This is a genomic window from Carboxydothermus hydrogenoformans Z-2901, assembly GCF_000012865.1.
GTDB classification, from domain to species: Bacteria; Bacillota; Z-2901; order Carboxydothermales; family Carboxydothermaceae; genus Carboxydothermus; species Carboxydothermus hydrogenoformans.
Genome location: NC_007503.1, coordinates 1,413,585 through 1,430,452, shown reverse-complemented (window position 1 = coordinate 1,430,452; position 16,868 = coordinate 1,413,585). Strand labels below are relative to the sequence as shown.

The 16,868-nt window shown below is 42.0% G+C and carries 18 protein-coding genes, 1 tRNA gene and 2 other annotated features; all 19 genes read left to right on the top strand.

What is annotated here, in order from left to right:
- Window positions 1–79: 79 nt before the first annotated feature.
- The 19 genes from CHY_RS07425 (at window position 80) to pheS (ending at window position 16,855) form a co-directional block, all read left to right on the top strand.
- Window positions 80–154 (top strand) — tRNA-Val (locus CHY_RS07425).
- Between the two features lie 121 nt (window positions 155–275).
- Complete coding sequence (gene ytxC / locus CHY_RS07420; RefSeq protein WP_011344493.1) at window positions 276–1,103, top strand: putative sporulation protein YtxC; 828 nt, start codon at window positions 276–278, stop codon at window positions 1,101–1,103.
- Between the two features lie 217 nt (window positions 1,104–1,320).
- The gene (gene aroF, locus CHY_RS07415) at window positions 1,321–2,094 is read left to right on the top strand and encodes a 3-deoxy-7-phosphoheptulonate synthase (RefSeq protein ID WP_226986750.1); all 774 of its coding nucleotides are present in this window, start codon (window positions 1,321–1,323) and stop codon (window positions 2,092–2,094) included.
- Window positions 2,095–2,115: 21 nt separating this feature from the next.
- The gene (gene trpE, locus CHY_RS07410) at window positions 2,116–3,579 is read left to right on the top strand and encodes an anthranilate synthase component I (RefSeq protein ID WP_011344491.1); all 1,464 of its coding nucleotides are present in this window, start codon (window positions 2,116–2,118) and stop codon (window positions 3,577–3,579) included.
- Complete coding sequence (locus tag CHY_RS07405) at window positions 3,576–4,145, top strand: anthranilate synthase component II (protein ID WP_011344490.1); 570 nt, start codon at window positions 3,576–3,578, stop codon at window positions 4,143–4,145. Before trpE ends, CHY_RS07405 begins: the two co-directional genes overlap by 4 nt.
- A gap of 21 nt (window positions 4,146–4,166) precedes the next feature.
- Window positions 4,167–5,189 carry an anthranilate phosphoribosyltransferase gene (trpD, locus tag CHY_RS07400; protein WP_011344489.1) on the top strand — a complete coding sequence of 341 codons (1,023 nt, stop codon included), beginning with the start codon at window positions 4,167–4,169 and terminating at the stop codon, window positions 5,187–5,189.
- Complete coding sequence (trpC, locus tag CHY_RS07395) at window positions 5,189–5,983, top strand: indole-3-glycerol phosphate synthase TrpC (RefSeq protein WP_011344488.1); 795 nt, start codon at window positions 5,189–5,191, stop codon at window positions 5,981–5,983. Before trpD ends, trpC begins: the two co-directional genes overlap by 1 nt.
- The gene (locus tag CHY_RS07390; protein ID WP_011344487.1) at window positions 5,980–6,642 is read left to right on the top strand and encodes a phosphoribosylanthranilate isomerase; all 663 of its coding nucleotides are present in this window, start codon (window positions 5,980–5,982) and stop codon (window positions 6,640–6,642) included. The genes trpC and CHY_RS07390 overlap by 4 nt, the downstream gene beginning before the upstream one ends.
- On the top strand, window positions 6,623–7,831 hold the full coding sequence (trpB, locus tag CHY_RS07385; protein ID WP_011344486.1) for a tryptophan synthase subunit beta: 1,209 nt from the start codon (window positions 6,623–6,625) through the stop codon (window positions 7,829–7,831). Before CHY_RS07390 ends, trpB begins: the two co-directional genes overlap by 20 nt.
- Window positions 7,824–8,627, top strand: coding sequence for a tryptophan synthase subunit alpha (gene trpA, locus CHY_RS07380; RefSeq protein ID WP_011344485.1), 804 nt, complete (start codon window positions 7,824–7,826; stop codon window positions 8,625–8,627). The genes trpB and trpA overlap by 8 nt, the downstream gene beginning before the upstream one ends.
- 134 nt (window positions 8,628–8,761) lie before the next feature.
- Entirely contained in the window at window positions 8,762–9,358 is a 597-nt protein-coding gene (locus CHY_RS07375; RefSeq protein ID WP_011344484.1) for a DUF445 domain-containing protein, read from the top strand.
- A 15-nt stretch (window positions 9,359–9,373) separates the two neighbouring features.
- Entirely contained in the window at window positions 9,374–11,278 is a 1,905-nt protein-coding gene (thrS, locus tag CHY_RS07370) for a threonine--tRNA ligase (RefSeq protein ID WP_011344483.1), read from the top strand.
- Between the two features lie 41 nt (window positions 11,279–11,319).
- Window positions 11,320–11,454: a sequence feature (ribosomal protein L20 leader region), on the top strand.
- Between the two features lie 23 nt (window positions 11,455–11,477).
- Complete coding sequence (infC, locus tag CHY_RS07365; RefSeq protein WP_011344482.1) at window positions 11,478–11,987, top strand: translation initiation factor IF-3; 510 nt, start codon at window positions 11,478–11,480, stop codon at window positions 11,985–11,987.
- Window positions 11,988–12,002: 15 nt separating this feature from the next.
- Window positions 12,003–12,197: a 50S ribosomal protein L35 gene (rpmI, locus tag CHY_RS07360; protein WP_011344481.1), complete on the top strand. Its 195-nt coding sequence runs from the start codon at window positions 12,003–12,005 to the stop codon at window positions 12,195–12,197.
- Window positions 12,198–12,238: 41 nt separating this feature from the next.
- On the top strand, window positions 12,239–12,592 hold the full coding sequence (rplT, locus tag CHY_RS07355) for a 50S ribosomal protein L20 (RefSeq protein ID WP_011344480.1): 354 nt from the start codon (window positions 12,239–12,241) through the stop codon (window positions 12,590–12,592).
- A 23-nt stretch (window positions 12,593–12,615) separates the two neighbouring features.
- Window positions 12,616–13,971: a TrkH family potassium uptake protein gene (locus tag CHY_RS07350; RefSeq protein WP_011344479.1), complete on the top strand. Its 1,356-nt coding sequence runs from the start codon at window positions 12,616–12,618 to the stop codon at window positions 13,969–13,971.
- Between the two features lie 12 nt (window positions 13,972–13,983).
- Window positions 13,984–14,646: a potassium channel family protein gene (locus CHY_RS07345; protein WP_011344478.1), complete on the top strand. Its 663-nt coding sequence runs from the start codon at window positions 13,984–13,986 to the stop codon at window positions 14,644–14,646.
- Window positions 14,639–15,415, top strand: coding sequence for a TrmH family RNA methyltransferase (locus CHY_RS07340; RefSeq protein ID WP_011344477.1), 777 nt, complete (start codon window positions 14,639–14,641; stop codon window positions 15,413–15,415). Before CHY_RS07345 ends, CHY_RS07340 begins: the two co-directional genes overlap by 8 nt.
- 144 nt (window positions 15,416–15,559) lie before the next feature.
- Window positions 15,560–15,798 (top strand) — a binding site (T-box leader).
- Window positions 15,799–15,832: 34 nt separating this feature from the next.
- Complete coding sequence (pheS, locus tag CHY_RS07335; RefSeq protein WP_011344475.1) at window positions 15,833–16,855, top strand: phenylalanine--tRNA ligase subunit alpha; 1,023 nt, start codon at window positions 15,833–15,835, stop codon at window positions 16,853–16,855.
- The last annotated feature ends 13 nt before the right edge of the window (window positions 16,856–16,868 follow it).

Here is a 16,868-nt window from a genome sequence, read left to right as displayed (position 1 = left end):
TATGTACTAAAAGTTAAAATTATGATTTATTTTCCTACTTGACTTTATTTATAAAATAAGTAATAATAAAAGAGCAGACGGGCGGGTAGTTCAGTGGGAGAACGTCTGCTTGACGCGCAGAAGGTCACAGGTTCGATCCCTGTCCCGCCCACCAGAATAAAGGACGGCAACCGGCATTTGCCGGTTTTTTTGTTTTTTTATAGCTTTTTAGCCATTTTTTTAGTGTATACGCTTATTTTTAAACTCATATAATACCAGTAGAAGAGGTGATTTTAATGAACCAAATTATAATTGCTACAAGTCGTTATGGTGAGGAAATAGAAGCGCTCCTAAAGATTGGATTAGCCGAGCAAATCAAAAATGGTTTATTAAACTTGGACAAATATCAAGCCGGGAAGTATAAATTCCTGGCTTTAAATATTATTAAGACAAATTTATTATCTTCTACAAACGACTGTTTTTTGACAAAAGTGAGCTCGATTTTGGCAAAGATTTATGTTGATTTTTGGGAGAAAGATTTAATTTCAAAAATTGCCGCCTTTGAATATCCTTACTTTAAAAGGGAGGAGTTAGAAAGAATAAAAAATAACGCTGTAAAAATATTAACAATGGACCGCGAGAGAGAAATCGGAAAAAAGATTTATGAGTTTTTGCTGGAAAATTCCCTGATTAATCTTGATGGCTTTATTCTTTTTCGTTTGCAAAAAGAGGTAAGTGAAATTTATCATTCCCTTGACCTGGCGGTGGAAGAACAAATTTTGGAAAAAGAATATCAGGAGTTTATAAAGGTAGTAAAGTGTTTTCTTGAAATTCAGCCGGTTAAAGTAAGAATGGTTCAGGTTTTTTGGGTCAATGGATATTTAGTATTAGTCGATGAACACCAAAGGAAAGTTGAGGACAAGTTTATTGAAAATTTATTAACCCAAAGACAGAGGTTATTTCTTGAAGATATCTTAATTAGCGCATTAATATCTTTAGCTCCAGAAAAAATTATTATTCACCGGCATGATGACTCGATAAATTTTGATCTTAAACCAATTAAAGATATTTTTGAGGAGAGGGTTGAGATATGTACAAAATGTGAGGGTTACCGGGAAGGGTAAAAAAAGAAAAAAATTATTGACTTGGGGTTAGTTTATAAGGTAAACTTTTGCAATAAAAATAAAATATTTCTAAGAGACGAGTTGAGACGAGTTGAGTTTAGAGGAGCTGAGCTGAGGGCGGGTTAGTACGGGATTAGAGTAAAACCAGCACTCAGTTTGGTGCTGGTTTTTTGTTTCTGTGGTAAAAAATGGTTTTAAAGGAGGTACGAGGTTGTTTGTGGATTTAAAGATTTGGGAAGATTTACTGAAAAGTAATCGGTTTTTAGTTTTTGCCGGTCCTTGTGCTGTGGAAAATTTAGAGCAAATAATAGAGACGGCAAAAATTGTTAAGGACAGTGGAGCTGTTGGTTTAAGGGGAGGAGCTTTTAAGCCGAGAACCCGGCCAGAAAGTTTTCAGGGGTTAGGCGAGGAGGCTTTGAAATATTTGGCATTAGCCAAAGCCGAAACAGGACTTTTAGTGGTAACGGAAGTTATAGATGAAGATTCTCTTAATAAAGCTTTACCTGTAGCCGACATCTTACAGGTAGGCAGTCGAAATATGCAAAATTATGCTTTGTTAAAACTTTTAGCAAAAGTTGATAAACCGGTACTTTTAAAAAGAGGTTTAGCTGCTACCCTGGAAGAATGGTTGGGAGCGGTTGCGTATCTTGAAAAAGGAGGTAACAGAAAAATAATTCTATGTGAAAGAGGTATTAGAACTTTTGAAACGATGACGCGAAATACGCTTGACATCAGTGCGGTTCCGTTACTAAAAAAGCTAACTCCTTATCCGGTAATTGTTGATCCCAGCCATGCTGCCGGGCGCAGGGATATTATACCGTCGTTAGCTAAAGCAGCGGTTGCGGCGGGAGCGGATGGGCTCTTAATAGAGATTCATCCGGAGCCAGAAAGAGCGTTAAGTGATGGTCAGCAGTCTTTAAATTTTCAGGAATACGAACAGTTGATAAACGAATTAAAGCCATGGGTGCATGTAGCGGGAAAAAGGTTATAAAAAGAGAGGAGAAGGGACGAGATGAGCAAAGTTTATTCGGAGTTAGATTTAACTCCTAATTGGGAAGAGTATTGCGCTTACGCAAAACATTACCAGGTTGTGCCGGTTATGGTTGAACTTTTAGCCGACACTTTTACCCCTATTACCTTATATCAACATTTGGCACTGGATAAAGGAATTTCCTTTTTACTGGAAAGTGCACCGGGGAATGAAAAAATGGCCCGTTTTTCCTTTATTGGTTATGATCCGTTTAAAGTGTTAACCGGTCGCAATCTGGAGGTTGTTTCGTCACAGCTTTTTAACTTAAAAGGACCGCCTATAGCCGGGTTACCTTTTTACGGAGGAGCTGTAGGGTATTTTAGTTACGGCCTTGTATATGAACTGGAAAATTTGCGGAGTTGCCGACATGCCCGGGATGATGAAGAGCTTTTTCGTTTAATGTTTCCGGAGAAAGTTTTGGTATTTGACCACCGTTATCATACCCTGAAAATCGTGATAAATACCCTTCCTCAAAAAGAAGGTGAAAAAACCGCATACCGGCGGGCACAGGATTCAATTAAAGAGATAATCGGTAAGTTAACTAATCTAACAACTTCTGAAAATTGGGCATTAACTATTAAGCCAGAACGAAGTATTTGTAATGCGACTATGACTAAAAGGGATTTTTGCACGATGGTGGAAAAGGCCAAGGATTATATTAAAGCGGGAGATATTTTTCAGGTAGTTTTATCCCAGCGTTTTTCCTTCCCTTGCCTGGAAGCGCCTTTTAATATTTACCGGCGTTTGCGGCGGCTTAACCCTTCTCCCTACATGTTTTTCTTGGATTTTGGCGAGCTCAAACTTATAGGGGCTTCACCGGAAATGCTGGTGCGGCTGGAAGGGGGGATAGTAGAGACCAGGCCAATTGCCGGCACCAGACCAAGAACCGGTCAGCCGGAGGAAGATTTACGCCTTGCGCGGGAACTTCTGGCCGATGAAAAAGAACGGGCAGAACATTTGATGTTGGTAGATTTGGGACGAAACGACCTGGGCAAAGTTTGTCGACCGGGCAGCGTTAAAGTAACTGAGTTTTTTAAAGTTGAGGAGTTTTCTCACGTAATGCACCTTGTTTCCACCGTTCAAGGAGAAGTAGAAAAGAAATTTAATCCCGTTGATGCACTAAAAGCGGTGTTTCCTGCAGGAACCGTTTCCGGAGCACCTAAGATTAGGGCAATGGAAATTATTGATGAGTTAGAACCGGTACCTCGAGGGCCTTATGCGGGAGCGGTAGGATATATAAGCTTTACAGGGGAAATGAATACGTGCATTACCATTCGAACCCTCTGGATAAAAGATGAAATGGTTTATTTTCAAGCCGGGGCCGGGATTGTTTGGGATTCGGATCCCGAGCGAGAATACCAAGAAACAATAAATAAGGCCCAGGCAATGGTGGAAGCGATAACGGGTGCAGCTGAATTTCGTTGTAACGGGGGGGTTAATAAGTGATTTTACTGATAGATAATTACGATTCTTTTACCTACAACTTGGTGCAATATTTGGGTGAATTAGGGCACCGGGTAGTGGTCCGGCGTAATGATCGCATAACCCTTTCGGAGATTAGAGAGATGAAGCCAACCCATATCATTATTTCTCCCGGGCCGTGTACTCCTAATGAAGCGGGGATTTCGTTGGATGTAGTACGCTTTTTTGCCGGGAAAATACCAATTTTAGGAGTTTGTCTGGGGCACCAGGTGATAGGTCAGGCCTTTGGTGGAAAGGTTATCCAGGATAAAATTCCGGTGCATGGGAAAACTTCTCTAATATACCATGATGGTCAGGGAATTTATAAAGGGTTACCAAATCCTTTTCGAGCTACGCGTTATCATTCCCTGGTCGTAGAAAAAGAGGGGTTACCCCAGGAACTTATAATAACTGCAACTACTGCAGAGGGAACAATCATGGGAATCCGCCACCGGACTTGGGCAATAGAAGGGGTACAGTTTCATCCGGAATCGATAATGACCGAGTATGGTAAAGAATTATTGCTTAATTTTCTTGAGTATCAAGCTTAAGGTAAAAAGGGGAGGCGAGTTTTGGTGAGAGAAGTATTAGAGAGATTGATGAGAGGAGAAAACTTAAATTTTTCTGAAGCACTGGCCACAATGAACGAACTCATGGAGGGAAAGTATACCGAGGCGCAGGTGGCGGCATTTTTGGTGGCGTTAAAAATGAAAGGGGAAACGGAAGAAGAAATTTCCGCTTTTGCGCTGGCGCTGCGGGAAAAAGCAAGACGGGTAATTACTCAAACTGAAGGATTGGTGGATACCTGTGGAACCGGTGGAGACGGTCGGCAAACTTTCAATATCTCTACTGCAGCTGCTTTTGTCGTTGCCGGTGCCGGTATACCTGTGGCAAAACACGGAAACCGAAGCGTTTCCAGTCGTTCCGGTAGTGCCGATGTTTTAGAAGCTCTGGGGGTGAACATTGATTTAGATGCTAAAGGCACGGCCCGCTGTGTTGATGAAATAGGTATTGGTTTTCTTTTTGCTCCAAATTTGCACCCAGCTATGCGGCATGTGGCTAAAACTCGGCGGGAGATAGGGGTACGGACCGTCTTTAATATTTTGGGACCTTTAGCAAACCCGGCAAATATTGTGGGCCAGGTATTAGGGGTTTTTACTCCTGAGCTGCAGGAAACCCTGGCGAAAGTTTTAAATAATTTGGGGGTGGAACGAGCTTTTGTAGTTCACGGACACGGAGGACTGGATGAGGTTTCGCTAACTGGTCCTACCCGGGTTTTTGAATTAAACCGGGGTAAAATAGATAGTTACCTTTTTGATCCGCTTTCTTACGGTTTTTCTTACTGCAGTTTAAGAGATTTACAAGGGGGAGATGCTTTCGAAAATGCCCGGTTATTGCAGGAAATTTTAGATGGGAAACCGGGACCATTGAGGGATGTAGTACTTTTAAATGCTGCTTTTGGCATAATGGCCGGGGGTGTAAATGATTTTCGGGAAGCGCTTGTAATGGCCCGGGAAAGTATTGATAAGGGGTTGGCAGCAGAGAAGCTGGAAAAATTGCGCCGTCTAAGTCATGAAATAAAGGAGGCGGGGTGATGTTCCTCGAAAAAATTGTCCAGGTTCGTCGGGAAAAGGTTAGACAGGCCAAAAATAAAATTCCTTTTTGGGAAATGCGAAAGATGGCGGAAGAACAGGTCAGCCACCGTTTGCCCCTTTCCCTCCGTCAAGCTTTACTTAGAGAAAATGCAAAAGGGAAGGTGGGAGTAATTGCCGAGATTAAAAAGGCGTCTCCTTCCAAAGGTGTGTTACGGGAGCAGCTTGATCCGGAAGAAGTAGCTCAGGTATACGCTAAAAGTGGGGCGGCAGCGATTTCAGTTTTAACGGAGGAGGATTATTTCTTGGGGTCACCGGAGTATCTTAAGGCTGTGAGGGCGGTAGTTTCGTTGCCCATTTTACGAAAAGATTTTATTTTGGACCCCTACCAAATTTATGAAGCTAAGGTACTGGGTGCAGATGCCGTTCTTCTTATAACTTCTCTTTTGGCGTCAGTAGAATTAAAGGAAATGATTAAAATAACCGAAGGCCTTGGCATGGAGGCGTTGGTTGAGGCTCACAGTTTAGAGGAAGTCGAGAAAGCTTTAACAGCAGGAGCAAGGCTAATTGGCATAAACAACCGCGACTTACGTACCTTTGCCACTAACATTGATGTTTCGTTAAAACTGGCCCCCGTTCTAAAAGAGGCGGGAGTAGTGATGGTAAGTGAAAGCGGTATTCGAAGCAAAGAGGATATCAAGGCTTTAATGACTGCAGGTTATCACGGAATTCTCATCGGTGAAGCTTTAGTGCGGGCTCCAGATCCCGGGAAAGCATTGGAGGTGTTGCTGGCATGAGGGTAAGGGTAAAAATTTGCGGGATTAAAGATAAGGAAACTGCCCTGAAAGCTTCCCTGGCTGGAGCTGACGCCATAGGTTTTGTCTTCGCTAATAGTCCGCGGCAGGTTAAGCCAGAAGTAGTCAGGGAAATAACGGAAATTCTCCCCCCCTTTGTTGCCACCGTAGGAGTTGTGGCTAATATGGATGTGGAGGATGTGGCTCAAATAGCAGTGTCCTGCAATTTAGATGTTGTTCAGCTTCACGGTGGCGAAAGTCCTGAATATTGCGGTAAGCTTAAGGAGAAAATTCGCGCGAAAATTATTAAAAGTATCCCTGTACCGATAGAAACTGATACCGAAGAACTTAAGAGGCAAATAGCAATTTACGAAAAGTATGTTCACGCTTTTCTTTTTGATACGTCTTCCGGCAATACATTTGGTGGTAGCGGGAAAACCTTTAACTGGCAAATTCTTCAGGGGCTGAAGATAGAAAAGCCCTGGTTTTTAGCCGGAGGCCTAAATCCTGAAAATGTTGGGAAAGCCTTACAGCAGGTCAAACCTTATGGTGTTGATGTTTCCAGCGGGGTGGAAAAAGCCCCGGGAATCAAGGATTATATCCGGATAGAAGCATTTATCCAAGCGGTCAGGAGGTCGGAAAATGAGTTTAAAAAACTATAAATTGCCAGATGCACGAGGGTATTTTGGCCCCTACGGTGGGCAGTTTGTACCAGAAACTTTAATGGCAGCTTTAGAAGAGCTGATAGAGGCTTACGAGGAAGTTAAAAATGATCGTTCATTTCAAGCTGAATTAACCTTTTATTTGCAACATTATGCCGGACGTCCTACGCCTCTTTATTTTGCTGAGAGCCTGTCCCGGTATGTAGGAGGGGCAAAGATTTATCTAAAACGGGAAGACCTTGCCCATACCGGTGCCCACAAAATTAACAATACCATAGGGCAGGTTCTGCTGGCGCGGCGCATGGGCAAAAAAAAGGTAGTGGCGGAAACCGGGGCCGGCCAGCATGGAGTAGCTACCGCTACGGCGGCGGCAAAGTTTGGATTGGAGTGTACTATTTTTATGGGGGCAGAGGATGTCCGCCGGCAGGAATTGAATGTGTACCGCATGCGCCTTTTAGGTGCGCAAGTGGAAAGTGTAACTTCCGGTAGTCGTACTCTTAAAGATGCTATGAATGAGGCCATTCGCTACTGGGTTACTCATGTTCGGGATACTTACTATGTCCTTGGTTCGGTTGGCGGACCACATCCCTATCCCACGATTGTTCGGGATTTTCAAAAGGTGATCGGGGAGGAAACCAAAGCGCAAATCTTAGCGCAGGAAGGAAGACTCCCTGACTTAATTGTAGCGTGTGTTGGTGGGGGAAGTAATGCTATAGGGATGTTTTATCCTTTTCTTGAAGAGGATGTGCGGTTAGTTGGAGTAGAAGCGGCCGGATTAGGGCTGGAAAGCGGGCGGCATGCTGCTACCTTAAGCCGGGGTAAGGTGGGAGTTTTACACGGAGCTAAATCTTATGTTTTACAGGATGATCGAGGCCAAATTGTAGAGGCTCATTCCATTTCGGCAGGATTGGACTACCCCGGGGTAGGACCGGAACATGCGTACCTTAAAGATATTGGTAGAGTGGAGTATACAGCAGTTACCGATGAAGAAGCTTTAGAAGCATTCAAACTTCTGGCGAAAACGGAGGGTATTCTGCCGGCTCTGGAAAGCGCCCATGCTGTGGCCAAGGGAGTGGAGCTTGCCCGGGAGCTTGAGTCAGAAAAAATAGTAGTAATCAACCTTTCCGGCCGTGGTGATAAGGATGTCTACACCGTGGCCCGCGAATTGGGGGTGACCCTTGGTGAGTAGGATTGGTCAAGTATTTGCGGAAAAACGGAGTCGAGGGGAAAAAGCCCTTATTGCCTATACGATGGGAGGAGACCCAAATCTTACTTTTTCTCTGGAAATTATCAAAACCCTGGCGGCGGCTGGAGCCGACCTTATTGAAGTGGGCTTACCTTTTTCTGACCCTTTAGCCGATGGACCGGTGATTCAGAGAGCCGGGCAGCGGGCTCTGGCTGCCGGTAGCGGTCCGGAAGAAGTACTGGCACTGATAGCGGCTGCCCGCCAGGAGCTATCTTTGCCGCTGGTCATTATGTCCTACCTCAATCCGATTCTCCAAATAGGTGTAGACGAGTTTTTGCGGCGGGCAGCGGGGGCTGGAGCTGATGGTCTGATAATTCCCGACCTTCCGGTGGAAGAAGGAGAAGAAATAAGGGTGTCGGCCGCGGGATACGGCCTTGACTTAATTCCTTTGGTTGCTCCCACAACCGGGCAAAAGCGGCTTGAAAAGATTGTGGGTCAAGCTTCAGGATTTATTTATTGTGTGTCTGTAACCGGGGTCACGGGGGCACGGGATAGTTTGCCAGCAGAGGTTATATCTTTATTGCAAAACGTAAAAAAGTTAACCGAGTTACCCGTTTGTTTAGGATTTGGGATTGGGAAACCAGAGCAGATAGCATACATTAAAGATTACTGCGATGGTGTAATTGTGGGAAGTGCATTAGTAGAGATTATTGAAAACTATGTTCAAAATAGGATGGAGAAAGATAAGGTTTTAGAATTAATAGCCACAAAAGTACAAACATTAAAATCAGTTTCATAATTGCTTTATTATAAAAAAATCTACTACCGCAGAGGCTCTAAAAATTAAACGAGCTTATGCGGTATTTTTATTTATTGCTTTTGAAACAATTATTTGCTATATTTTAAATAATTGAGGAGGTAAAAAGAATTATCGTGAAAATATCCGAACTAATCCTTCCACCATTAATCGGTGGCTTTATAGGTTGGCTTACGAATTATTTGGCAATTTTAATGCTTTTCCGTCCGTATCGTCCTTTAAAAATAGGTTTTCTCACTTTTCAAGGGGTTATTCCTAAACGTCACTGGGAAATTGCTAAAGCGTTAGGGGAGTTAGTCGAAGAACAGTTGTTATCCCAGAGAGAGCTTATTGAGTTATTGACTTCTGAAGAAAATAAACAATTATTTGCTGAAAAAATTCTACTGGCGGTAAAAGAAAAGCTTAGCACTCTTTTTCCGGTATTACCGGAATACTTGCGACAAATTGTAATTAGAACTCTTTTAAATTATTTTAAAAATGAACTGCCTTCAGTAGTAAATAAAATAATTTTATCTTTGGAAACTGATTTGCAAAATAAGGTTAAAATTGGAAAAATAGTGGAAGAAAAAGTATTGCAATTTGATTTAAAAACCCTGGAAAAAATCTTAACTTCTTTAATGAAAACGGAACTTTCCTACATAGAAGTTTTTGGTGGAGTAATAGGGTTTATTATTGGGATAATACAGGTCATGCTTAATATTTTTTTAAAATAGATAGGAGGCAGGATAATGATAAGTTTGAAGTTTCCCAATAATGAGGTACGGGAATTTCCTGAGAATATTACCGCTCTGGAAGTAGCTAAAACGTTAAGTCCCAGATTGGCCAAGGAAGCCCTTTGTGCTTCGATAAACGGTAAATTAATTGATTTAAGTCAGAAGATTTCCGAAAGCGGAGAATTTCGCCTTTATACCTTTGAAGATGACGAGGGTAAAGATGTTTTCCGGCATAGTTCGGCACACCTTATGGCGCAAGCGGTTAAAAGGCTTTTCCCCAAGACCAAACTTGCTATTGGTCCGGCTATTAAGGACGGATTTTATTATGATTTTGACCCGGAAGAAAGTTTTTCTCCGGAAGATTTAGAAAAAATTGAGGCGGAAATGGAAAAAATCGTAAAAGAAGACTTGCCTATTGAACGCTTTGTTCTCTCCCGGGATGAGGCAATAAAGTTTTTTGAAGAAAAAGGCGAAATTTATAAAGTGGAATTAGTAAAGGATATTCCTGAAGGAGTGGAAATATCTTTTTACCGTCAGGGAGAGTTTGTGGATTTATGCACAGGGCCCCATGTGCCTTCAACCGGGTATCTTAAGGCTTTTAAACTTTTAAATATTGCCGGAGCTTACTGGCGGGGAAATGAAAAAAATAAAATGTTGCAAAGGATTTATGGTGTATCCTTTCCGAAAAAGAGCATGCTTACTGACTACTTAAACTTTTTGGAAGAAGCTAAAAAGCGGGATCATCGCAAAATTGGTCAGGAACTGGATCTTTTTAGCCTGCAAGAAGAAGGCCCCGGCTTTCCCTTTTTCCATCCCAAAGGGATGGTGATTAGAAACGAGCTGGAAAATTTCTGGCGGGAAAAACATCGTTTGGCGGGATATCAGGAAATAAAAACTCCAATAATCTTAAACCGGGAATTATGGGAGAGAAGCGGTCACTGGGCGCATTATAAAGAGAATATGTACTTTACCAAGATCGACGACCAGGATTATGCGATAAAGCCGATGAACTGTCCGGGAAGTATTTTGGTTTATAAGAATAAGCTTCACAGCTACCGGGAGTTTCCAATAAGGCTTGCTGAGTTGGGTCTGGTACACCGGCACGAATTATCCGGTGTTCTCCATGGGTTGATGAGGGTTCGGTGCTTTACCCAGGATGATGCTCACATTTTTATGTTGCCGGAACAGGTTAAAGATGAGATTATCGGGGTAATTAATTTAATAGATGAGTTTTACCGGCTGTTTGGATTTGAATATCACGTTGAACTCAGTACCCGACCGGAAAATTCCATGGGTAGCGACGAATTATGGGAGTTGGCAACCAATTCTTTAAAAGAGGCTTTAGAGGAAAGGGGATTGCCTTATAAAATTAACGAAGGGGACGGAGCATTTTATGGTCCTAAGATCGACTTCCACTTAAAAGACTGTCTTGGACGGACCTGGCAGTGTGGAACCATCCAGCTTGACTTCCAGATGCCGGAAAAATTTGATTTAACCTACATTGGTGAAGATGGGCAAAAACATCGGCCGGTAATGATTCACCGGGTGGTTTTTGGGAGTATTGAAAGATTTATCGGCATTTTAATTGAGCACTACGCCGGGGCTTTTCCGGTTTGGCTTTCTCCGGTGCAGGTAAGGGTAATTACCGTGGCCGAACGCCATCGGGAATACGGGCAGGAGATTTACCAAAAACTTTTTAATCAAGGGGTAAGGGTTGAATTAGATGACCGGAATGAAACTATTGGGTATAAAATCCGGGAAGGGCAAATGCAAAAAATACCGTATCTTTTAATTGTTGGTGATAAGGAAATTGAACAAGGATCAGTGGCGGTCAGAAAAAGAGGTGTTGGCGATCTTGGCCAAAAACCCTTTGCGGAATTTATAGAGGAGCTTCTGGCAGAGATAAGGGAGAAAAGATAGTTGACAGTAAAAATTAACCGTGTTATCATTTCAAGGGAAAGAAAACAAAGTAGAAGCCACCTGCTTCTCACCTGAAAGCCGTTTGAGGCTTTGGGTTAATATTGAAAAGCAACGTGTGTCTGCTTTTCAGCTACTTTTGGGAAAAAGCGGGTGGAAGCCCGCTTTTTATTTTTAACATTTTTTCTGGAGGTGGACAGTTATTACCAAGGATTTACGGATTAATGAAGAAATCAGGGCTAAGGAAGTGCGGGTAGTAAAGGAAGATGGCACTCAACTTGGTATTATGCCGTTAAAAGAAGCCCTGAAAATTGCTGAAGAAATGGAGCTTGACTTAGTGGAAATTGCACCTACAGCAAAGCCGCCGGTTTGCAAGATCATGGATTACGGCAAGTATCGTTACCAGCAGAGCAAGAAAGAAAAAGAAGCCCGAAAAAAGCAAAAGATCATTAACGTCAAAGAAATTAAGATACGTCCCACAATTGAGGAACACGATTTTCAGGTAAAGTTAAGAAACGTCCTTCGGTTTTTGGAAGACGGGGATAAAGTAAAAGTTACCGTAATGTTTCGCGGAAGAGAGTTGTCCCACCCGGAAATTGCTTATGAACTTTTAAATAAAATGGCCCAAGAGGTTGGCAGTATTGCGGTAGTTGAACGACCTGCCAAACTTGAGGGTAGAAATATGATTATGATATTAGCACCAAAGTCATAAGGAGGAGGAAACATTATGCCTAAAATTAAAACCAAAAAAGCTGCAGCCAAGCGGTTTAAGAAAACCGGTTCTGGCAAAGTTAAGCATTTTCATGCTTTTCACAGCCACCTATTAGGTCACAAAACGTCTAAAAGAAAGAGAAGACTTAGAAAGTCTGCTATAGTCAGCAAAGGGGATATGAAGATTATCAAAAAGATTTTACCGTATTAAAGGATACTTTCTTTATTAAAGAAGCATAAGGAGGTTTTATTATGCCAAGAGCAAAAAGTAGTGTAGTTTCAAGAAAACGCCATAAAAAAATATTAAAGTTAGCAAAAGGTTATTTTGGGGCCAAAAGTAAACTTTTTAGAGTAGCCAAACAGCAAGTAATGAAGTCCTTAATGTATGCCTATCGGGATAGAAGGGCTAGAAAAAGAGAGTTTAGAAAGCTTTGGATTACCCGAATCAATGCTGCCGCAAGAATGCATGGACTTACTTACAGCAGGATGATGAATGGCTTAAAGAAAGCCGGGGTAGAAATTAACCGGAAAATGCTTGCGGATTTAGCGGTTAACGATAAAAATGCATTTGCCGAGCTTGTGGAAATTGCCAAGAAAAATTTATAAAATGAAGGGTTTTGGTGAAAGTGTTGGCAATCAATACGAAAAAAGAAATAAACTTTTTTAGACGATTAACTCCTTCGCAAATCCTGGTATTGGGATTTGCAGGAGTTATTCTTTTAGGTACAGTTTTATTAATGCTGCCGATTTCAACCAAAGATGGTACGGTTACTCCCTTCTTAGATGCCTTATTTACCGCCACTTCGGCGGTCTGCGTTACAGGTCTTGTGGTAGTTGATACGGGAACGTACTGGTCGCTTTTTGGGCAAATTGTTATCCTGCTGTTAATCCAGGTGGGCGGCCTGGGTTTTATGACTATTGCAACGCTGTTTGCTATTCTTTTGGGCCGCCGGATTAACTTACGTGAGCGGATAGTTATTCAGGAAGCATTAAATCAGGCCAGTTTAGAGGGAATTATTAAATTAACCAAACAGGTTATTTTATTTACCTTTAGTTTTGAGGGAGTTTTTGCAGTTATTTTGGGGTTAAGATTTTCTTTAGATTACGGCTTTATTAAGGGAATGTGGTTTGGAGTTTTTCATGCGGTGTCCGCCTTTAATAACGCTGGTTTTGATTTAATCGGAAATTTTAAAAGCTTAACCCCTTATGTTGGGGATGTTATAGTTAACCTTTCAATTGCTATTTTGATTATTGCCGGAGGAATTGGTTTTTACGTTATTTCCGAGCTTTTTAATTTGAGAAAAAAAGGACGGTTATCCCTGCATTCCAAAATAACGTTAATGACTACCGGACTTTTACTTTTGGTCGGTACTTTGGTTATCTTTGTCATGGAATACAACAACGATAAAACCCTGGGAGCTTTACCTTTTGGTGAGAAAATTTTGGCGGCTTTTTTCCAAGCGGTTACGCCTCGAACGGCTGGATTTAATACTGTAGATATTGCGGCTCTTCATCCGGCAACCCAGTATTTTATTATTATCCTGATGTTTATCGGGGCTTCACCGGGGTCGACAGGAGGTGGTGTTAAAACCACTACTTTTGCGGTATTAACATTAGCGGTGATCAATATTATTCTTGGTCGGGATGAGATCCTGGTTTATAACCGGCGTTTGCCCAGGGAACAAATTTTTAAAGCAATTGCCATTGTCATGATTTCCCTGTCATTAATAAATATTGTTACTTTTATTCTCACCTTTACTGAAGGACACAATATTTTGATGAATATGTTTGAAACTGTTTCCGCTTTTGGCACGGTAGGGCTATCGATGGGTTTAACGCCGAAGTTATCGGAACTTGGCAGGATTTTAATAATATTAATGATGTTTTTTGGCAGGGTTGGTCCGCTTACCATTACTTATGCCCTTGCGCAGCGGCGGAAAAAAGCTTTGTTTACTTTGCCGGAAGAAAAGGTAATGGTTGGATAGGAGATGAAATTTATGGAGTCCAAACAGTTTGGAGTTATCGGTCTTGGCCGTTTTGGTTCCAGTGTGGCCAAGACTCTAAGTGATTTGGGGTATGAGGTTTTGGCTATTGATAGTAGTGAAGAGCGGGTGGAGGAAGTAAAAGATTTTGTCACCCACGCAGTATGTGCCGATGCAACGGATGAGCAAACTCTGAAAGCCGTTGGTATAAAAAATTGTGATGAAGTGGTTGTAGCAATCGGACAGGAAATGCACAACAGTATCTTAATTACTCTGATTTTGAAGGAATTGGGAATAAAGAAGGTTTGGGCAAAAGCTCAGAACGACTTGCACGGTAAGATATTGGCTAAAGTTGGGGCTGATGTGGTGGTTTATCCGGAAAAAGAAATGGGAGTAAAAGTAGCAAATAAAATGGTGGCAAACAACATATTGGAATTTATTGACCTGTCCGATGAATATTCTATTTTGGAAATAAACATTCCACCGCGTTATGCTGGGAAAACAATCAAGGAAATTGATGTTCGGGCTAAATATGGTTTTACCATTTTGGCGATAAAACGCGGGGAGCAGTTGGTAATTTCTCCGTCGTCCGATGAGGTGCTGCAAGTGGGAGATATTTTAGTGTTAATTGGGCGGAACGAAAACTTTAAAAAGTTGGAGCGGGATATTGGTGATTAAGAAAATATCCAGCCCGGAAAACTCATTTTATAAAGAGTTGAAAAAATTATATCAAGATAGTGCCTTTCGGCGCAAAAATGGAATGTTTATTGTGGAAGGTGAAAAGCTTGTTTTTGAATTAATTACTGATAATTGGCCTCTAAAATATTTAGTTGTAAGTGAAAGCTACTGGCAGGCCAAAAAAATTGATGATGACGGTGTGAAGATTGTGGTTTTAACGGACCAGTTGTTTAACAAAATTTCCGAATTAGTTACGCCACCGGGGATTCTGGCGGTAGCTTGTATGAAGTCTTTATCCTGGCCCGCCGGTAAAGATGGTGCTTTTTTGGTTCTTGACGGTCTTCAGGACCCCGGAAATGTAGGCACGTTACTAAGAGCTGCTTTTGGGTTTGGTGTTTCCGGGGTAATTTTGTTACCTCCCGCAGTTGATATTTATAATCCAAAAGTTATAAGGGCTTCCGCGGGGACCGCTTTTAAGTTTCCCGTATTGAGGATGGAAGCGGACGAACTAAAAGATATAATCTTAAAAAATAATATACCGTTATTTTTAGCGGAAAGCGAAGGAGGGATACCTCTAACTGCTATTGACTTTCCGGCAAAATTTTTTGTTGCTGTTGGCAACGAAGGTCAAGGCATCAGCACAACGTTAAAGAGTCTTCCGCATCAAAAAATATCTATCCCCATGCCGGGAAAAATAGAATCTTTAAATGCTGCACTTGCTGGCGGAATTATTATATATGAATGGGCAAAAAACAGGTATAACTTGTAGTATTTTTTGAATTGTGCTATAATTAACGTAGAATTTTCAAGGGGTGGGTGGCATGGGGGAGTATTTAGCAAAGTTTTGGTGGAGCGTATTTGAGGCTACCGGTTCCTTGACAGCTTACTTAATTTATAAAAAGTTAATTAGCTATAAAAGGCAATGACCGGGAGGAGTAAGTTGGATGCTGACCATCCAGGGAGAAAGGGCCGCGGACTGAAAGCCCTTTTATGGCAGGCCGACTGAAGTTCGCCCGTGAGCTTTCCGCTGAAAGGTAAGTAGGCGGCAACGGATTCTTCCGTTAGCAAGTAAGAAAGGGATAACCCTTTCTGCAGAGTGAGCTTTATGGCTAAGTAGGGTGGTACCGCGGAACTTTAGCTTTCGTCCCTAAAACGGGCGAAAGCTTTTAATTTTATATAGGAGGGATTGAATTTGCATAATGAAGAACTGTGGCAGAAATACTTAGGAGAAGTAATTAGAGTTTCCGATTTAAATGAACTGCAGACGGTAAAGGTCAAGTTTTTGGGGAAAAAAGGAGAAGTGACCCTTGCTCTTAAAAATTTAAAAAATTTACCTCCGGAACTAAGGCCCGAAGCGGGGCACAAGATTAATACCGTAAAAAAGTTAATAGAGGAAGATTTGGAGAAACGAGAGCAGGAGCTTTTGCAGAAGGCCCTGGAAGAGAAACTGAGTAAAGAGGCAATTGATGTGACACTACCCGGTTATTCTCTGAAACTCGGCAAGCTCCATCCTCTGACTCAAGTACAGCATCGGATAGTAGAAATCTTTACTTCAATGGGGTTTTCTGTGGCTACGGGCCCGGAAATTGAAAAAGATTACTACAATTTTGAAGCCCTTAACTTACCTAAAGACCACCCTGCCCGGGATATGCAGGACTCCTTTTATATTACCGAGGAAGTGTTGTTACGGACTCATACTTCCCCGGTACAGGTACGGGTAATGGAAAAGTATGCGCCTAACCTGCCTATAAGAATAATTTCGCCGGGTAAAGTTTATCGCCGGGATGATGATGCTACCCATTCACCGATGTTTGCCCAGTGTGAGGGACTTGCGGTTGATAAAAATATTCGTTTTTCCGATTTAAAGGGAGTTTTATTAACCTTTATTAAAGAATTGTTTGGACCCAAAACTAAAATGCGGTTAAGACCCAGTTACTTTCCGTTTACCGAACCCAGCGCTGAGGTGGATATTTCTTGCGTTATTTGCGGCGGTATTGGCTGTAAAGTTTGCAAAGGTTCGGGGTGGCTGGAGATCTTAGGTTCCGGTATGGTGCATCCCCGGGTTTTAGAAATGGCCGGATATGATAGCAGTGTGGTTACAGGATTTGCTTTTGGAATGGGGTTAGAACGGATTGCCATGCTTTTGTACGGCATTGATGACTTACGCCTTTTTTACGATAATGACATAAGGTTTTTGCAGATGTTTTAAGGGGGGCTTCTCA

What these genes read in the sequence shown, in the direction of transcription:
- ytxC (WP_011344493.1), top strand. Translation starts at nt 276, where the DNA reads ATGAACCAAATTATAATTGCTACAAGTCGTTATGGTGAGGAAATAGAA.
- trpE (WP_011344491.1), top strand. Translation starts at nt 2,116, where the DNA reads ATGAGCAAAGTTTATTCGGAGTTAGATTTAACTCCTAATTGGGAAGAG.
- trpC (WP_011344488.1), top strand. Translation starts at nt 5,189, where the DNA reads ATGTTCCTCGAAAAAATTGTCCAGGTTCGTCGGGAAAAGGTTAGACAG.
- CHY_RS07390 (WP_011344487.1), top strand. Translation starts at nt 5,980, where the DNA reads ATGAGGGTAAGGGTAAAAATTTGCGGGATTAAAGATAAGGAAACTGCC.
- trpB (WP_011344486.1), top strand. Translation starts at nt 6,623, where the DNA reads ATGAGTTTAAAAAACTATAAATTGCCAGATGCACGAGGGTATTTTGGC.
- thrS (WP_011344483.1), top strand. Translation starts at nt 9,374, where the DNA reads ATGATAAGTTTGAAGTTTCCCAATAATGAGGTACGGGAATTTCCTGAG.
- rpmI (WP_011344481.1), top strand. Translation starts at nt 12,003, where the DNA reads ATGCCTAAAATTAAAACCAAAAAAGCTGCAGCCAAGCGGTTTAAGAAA.
- rplT (WP_011344480.1), top strand. Translation starts at nt 12,239, where the DNA reads ATGCCAAGAGCAAAAAGTAGTGTAGTTTCAAGAAAACGCCATAAAAAA.
- CHY_RS07345 (WP_011344478.1), top strand. Translation starts at nt 13,984, where the DNA reads ATGGAGTCCAAACAGTTTGGAGTTATCGGTCTTGGCCGTTTTGGTTCC.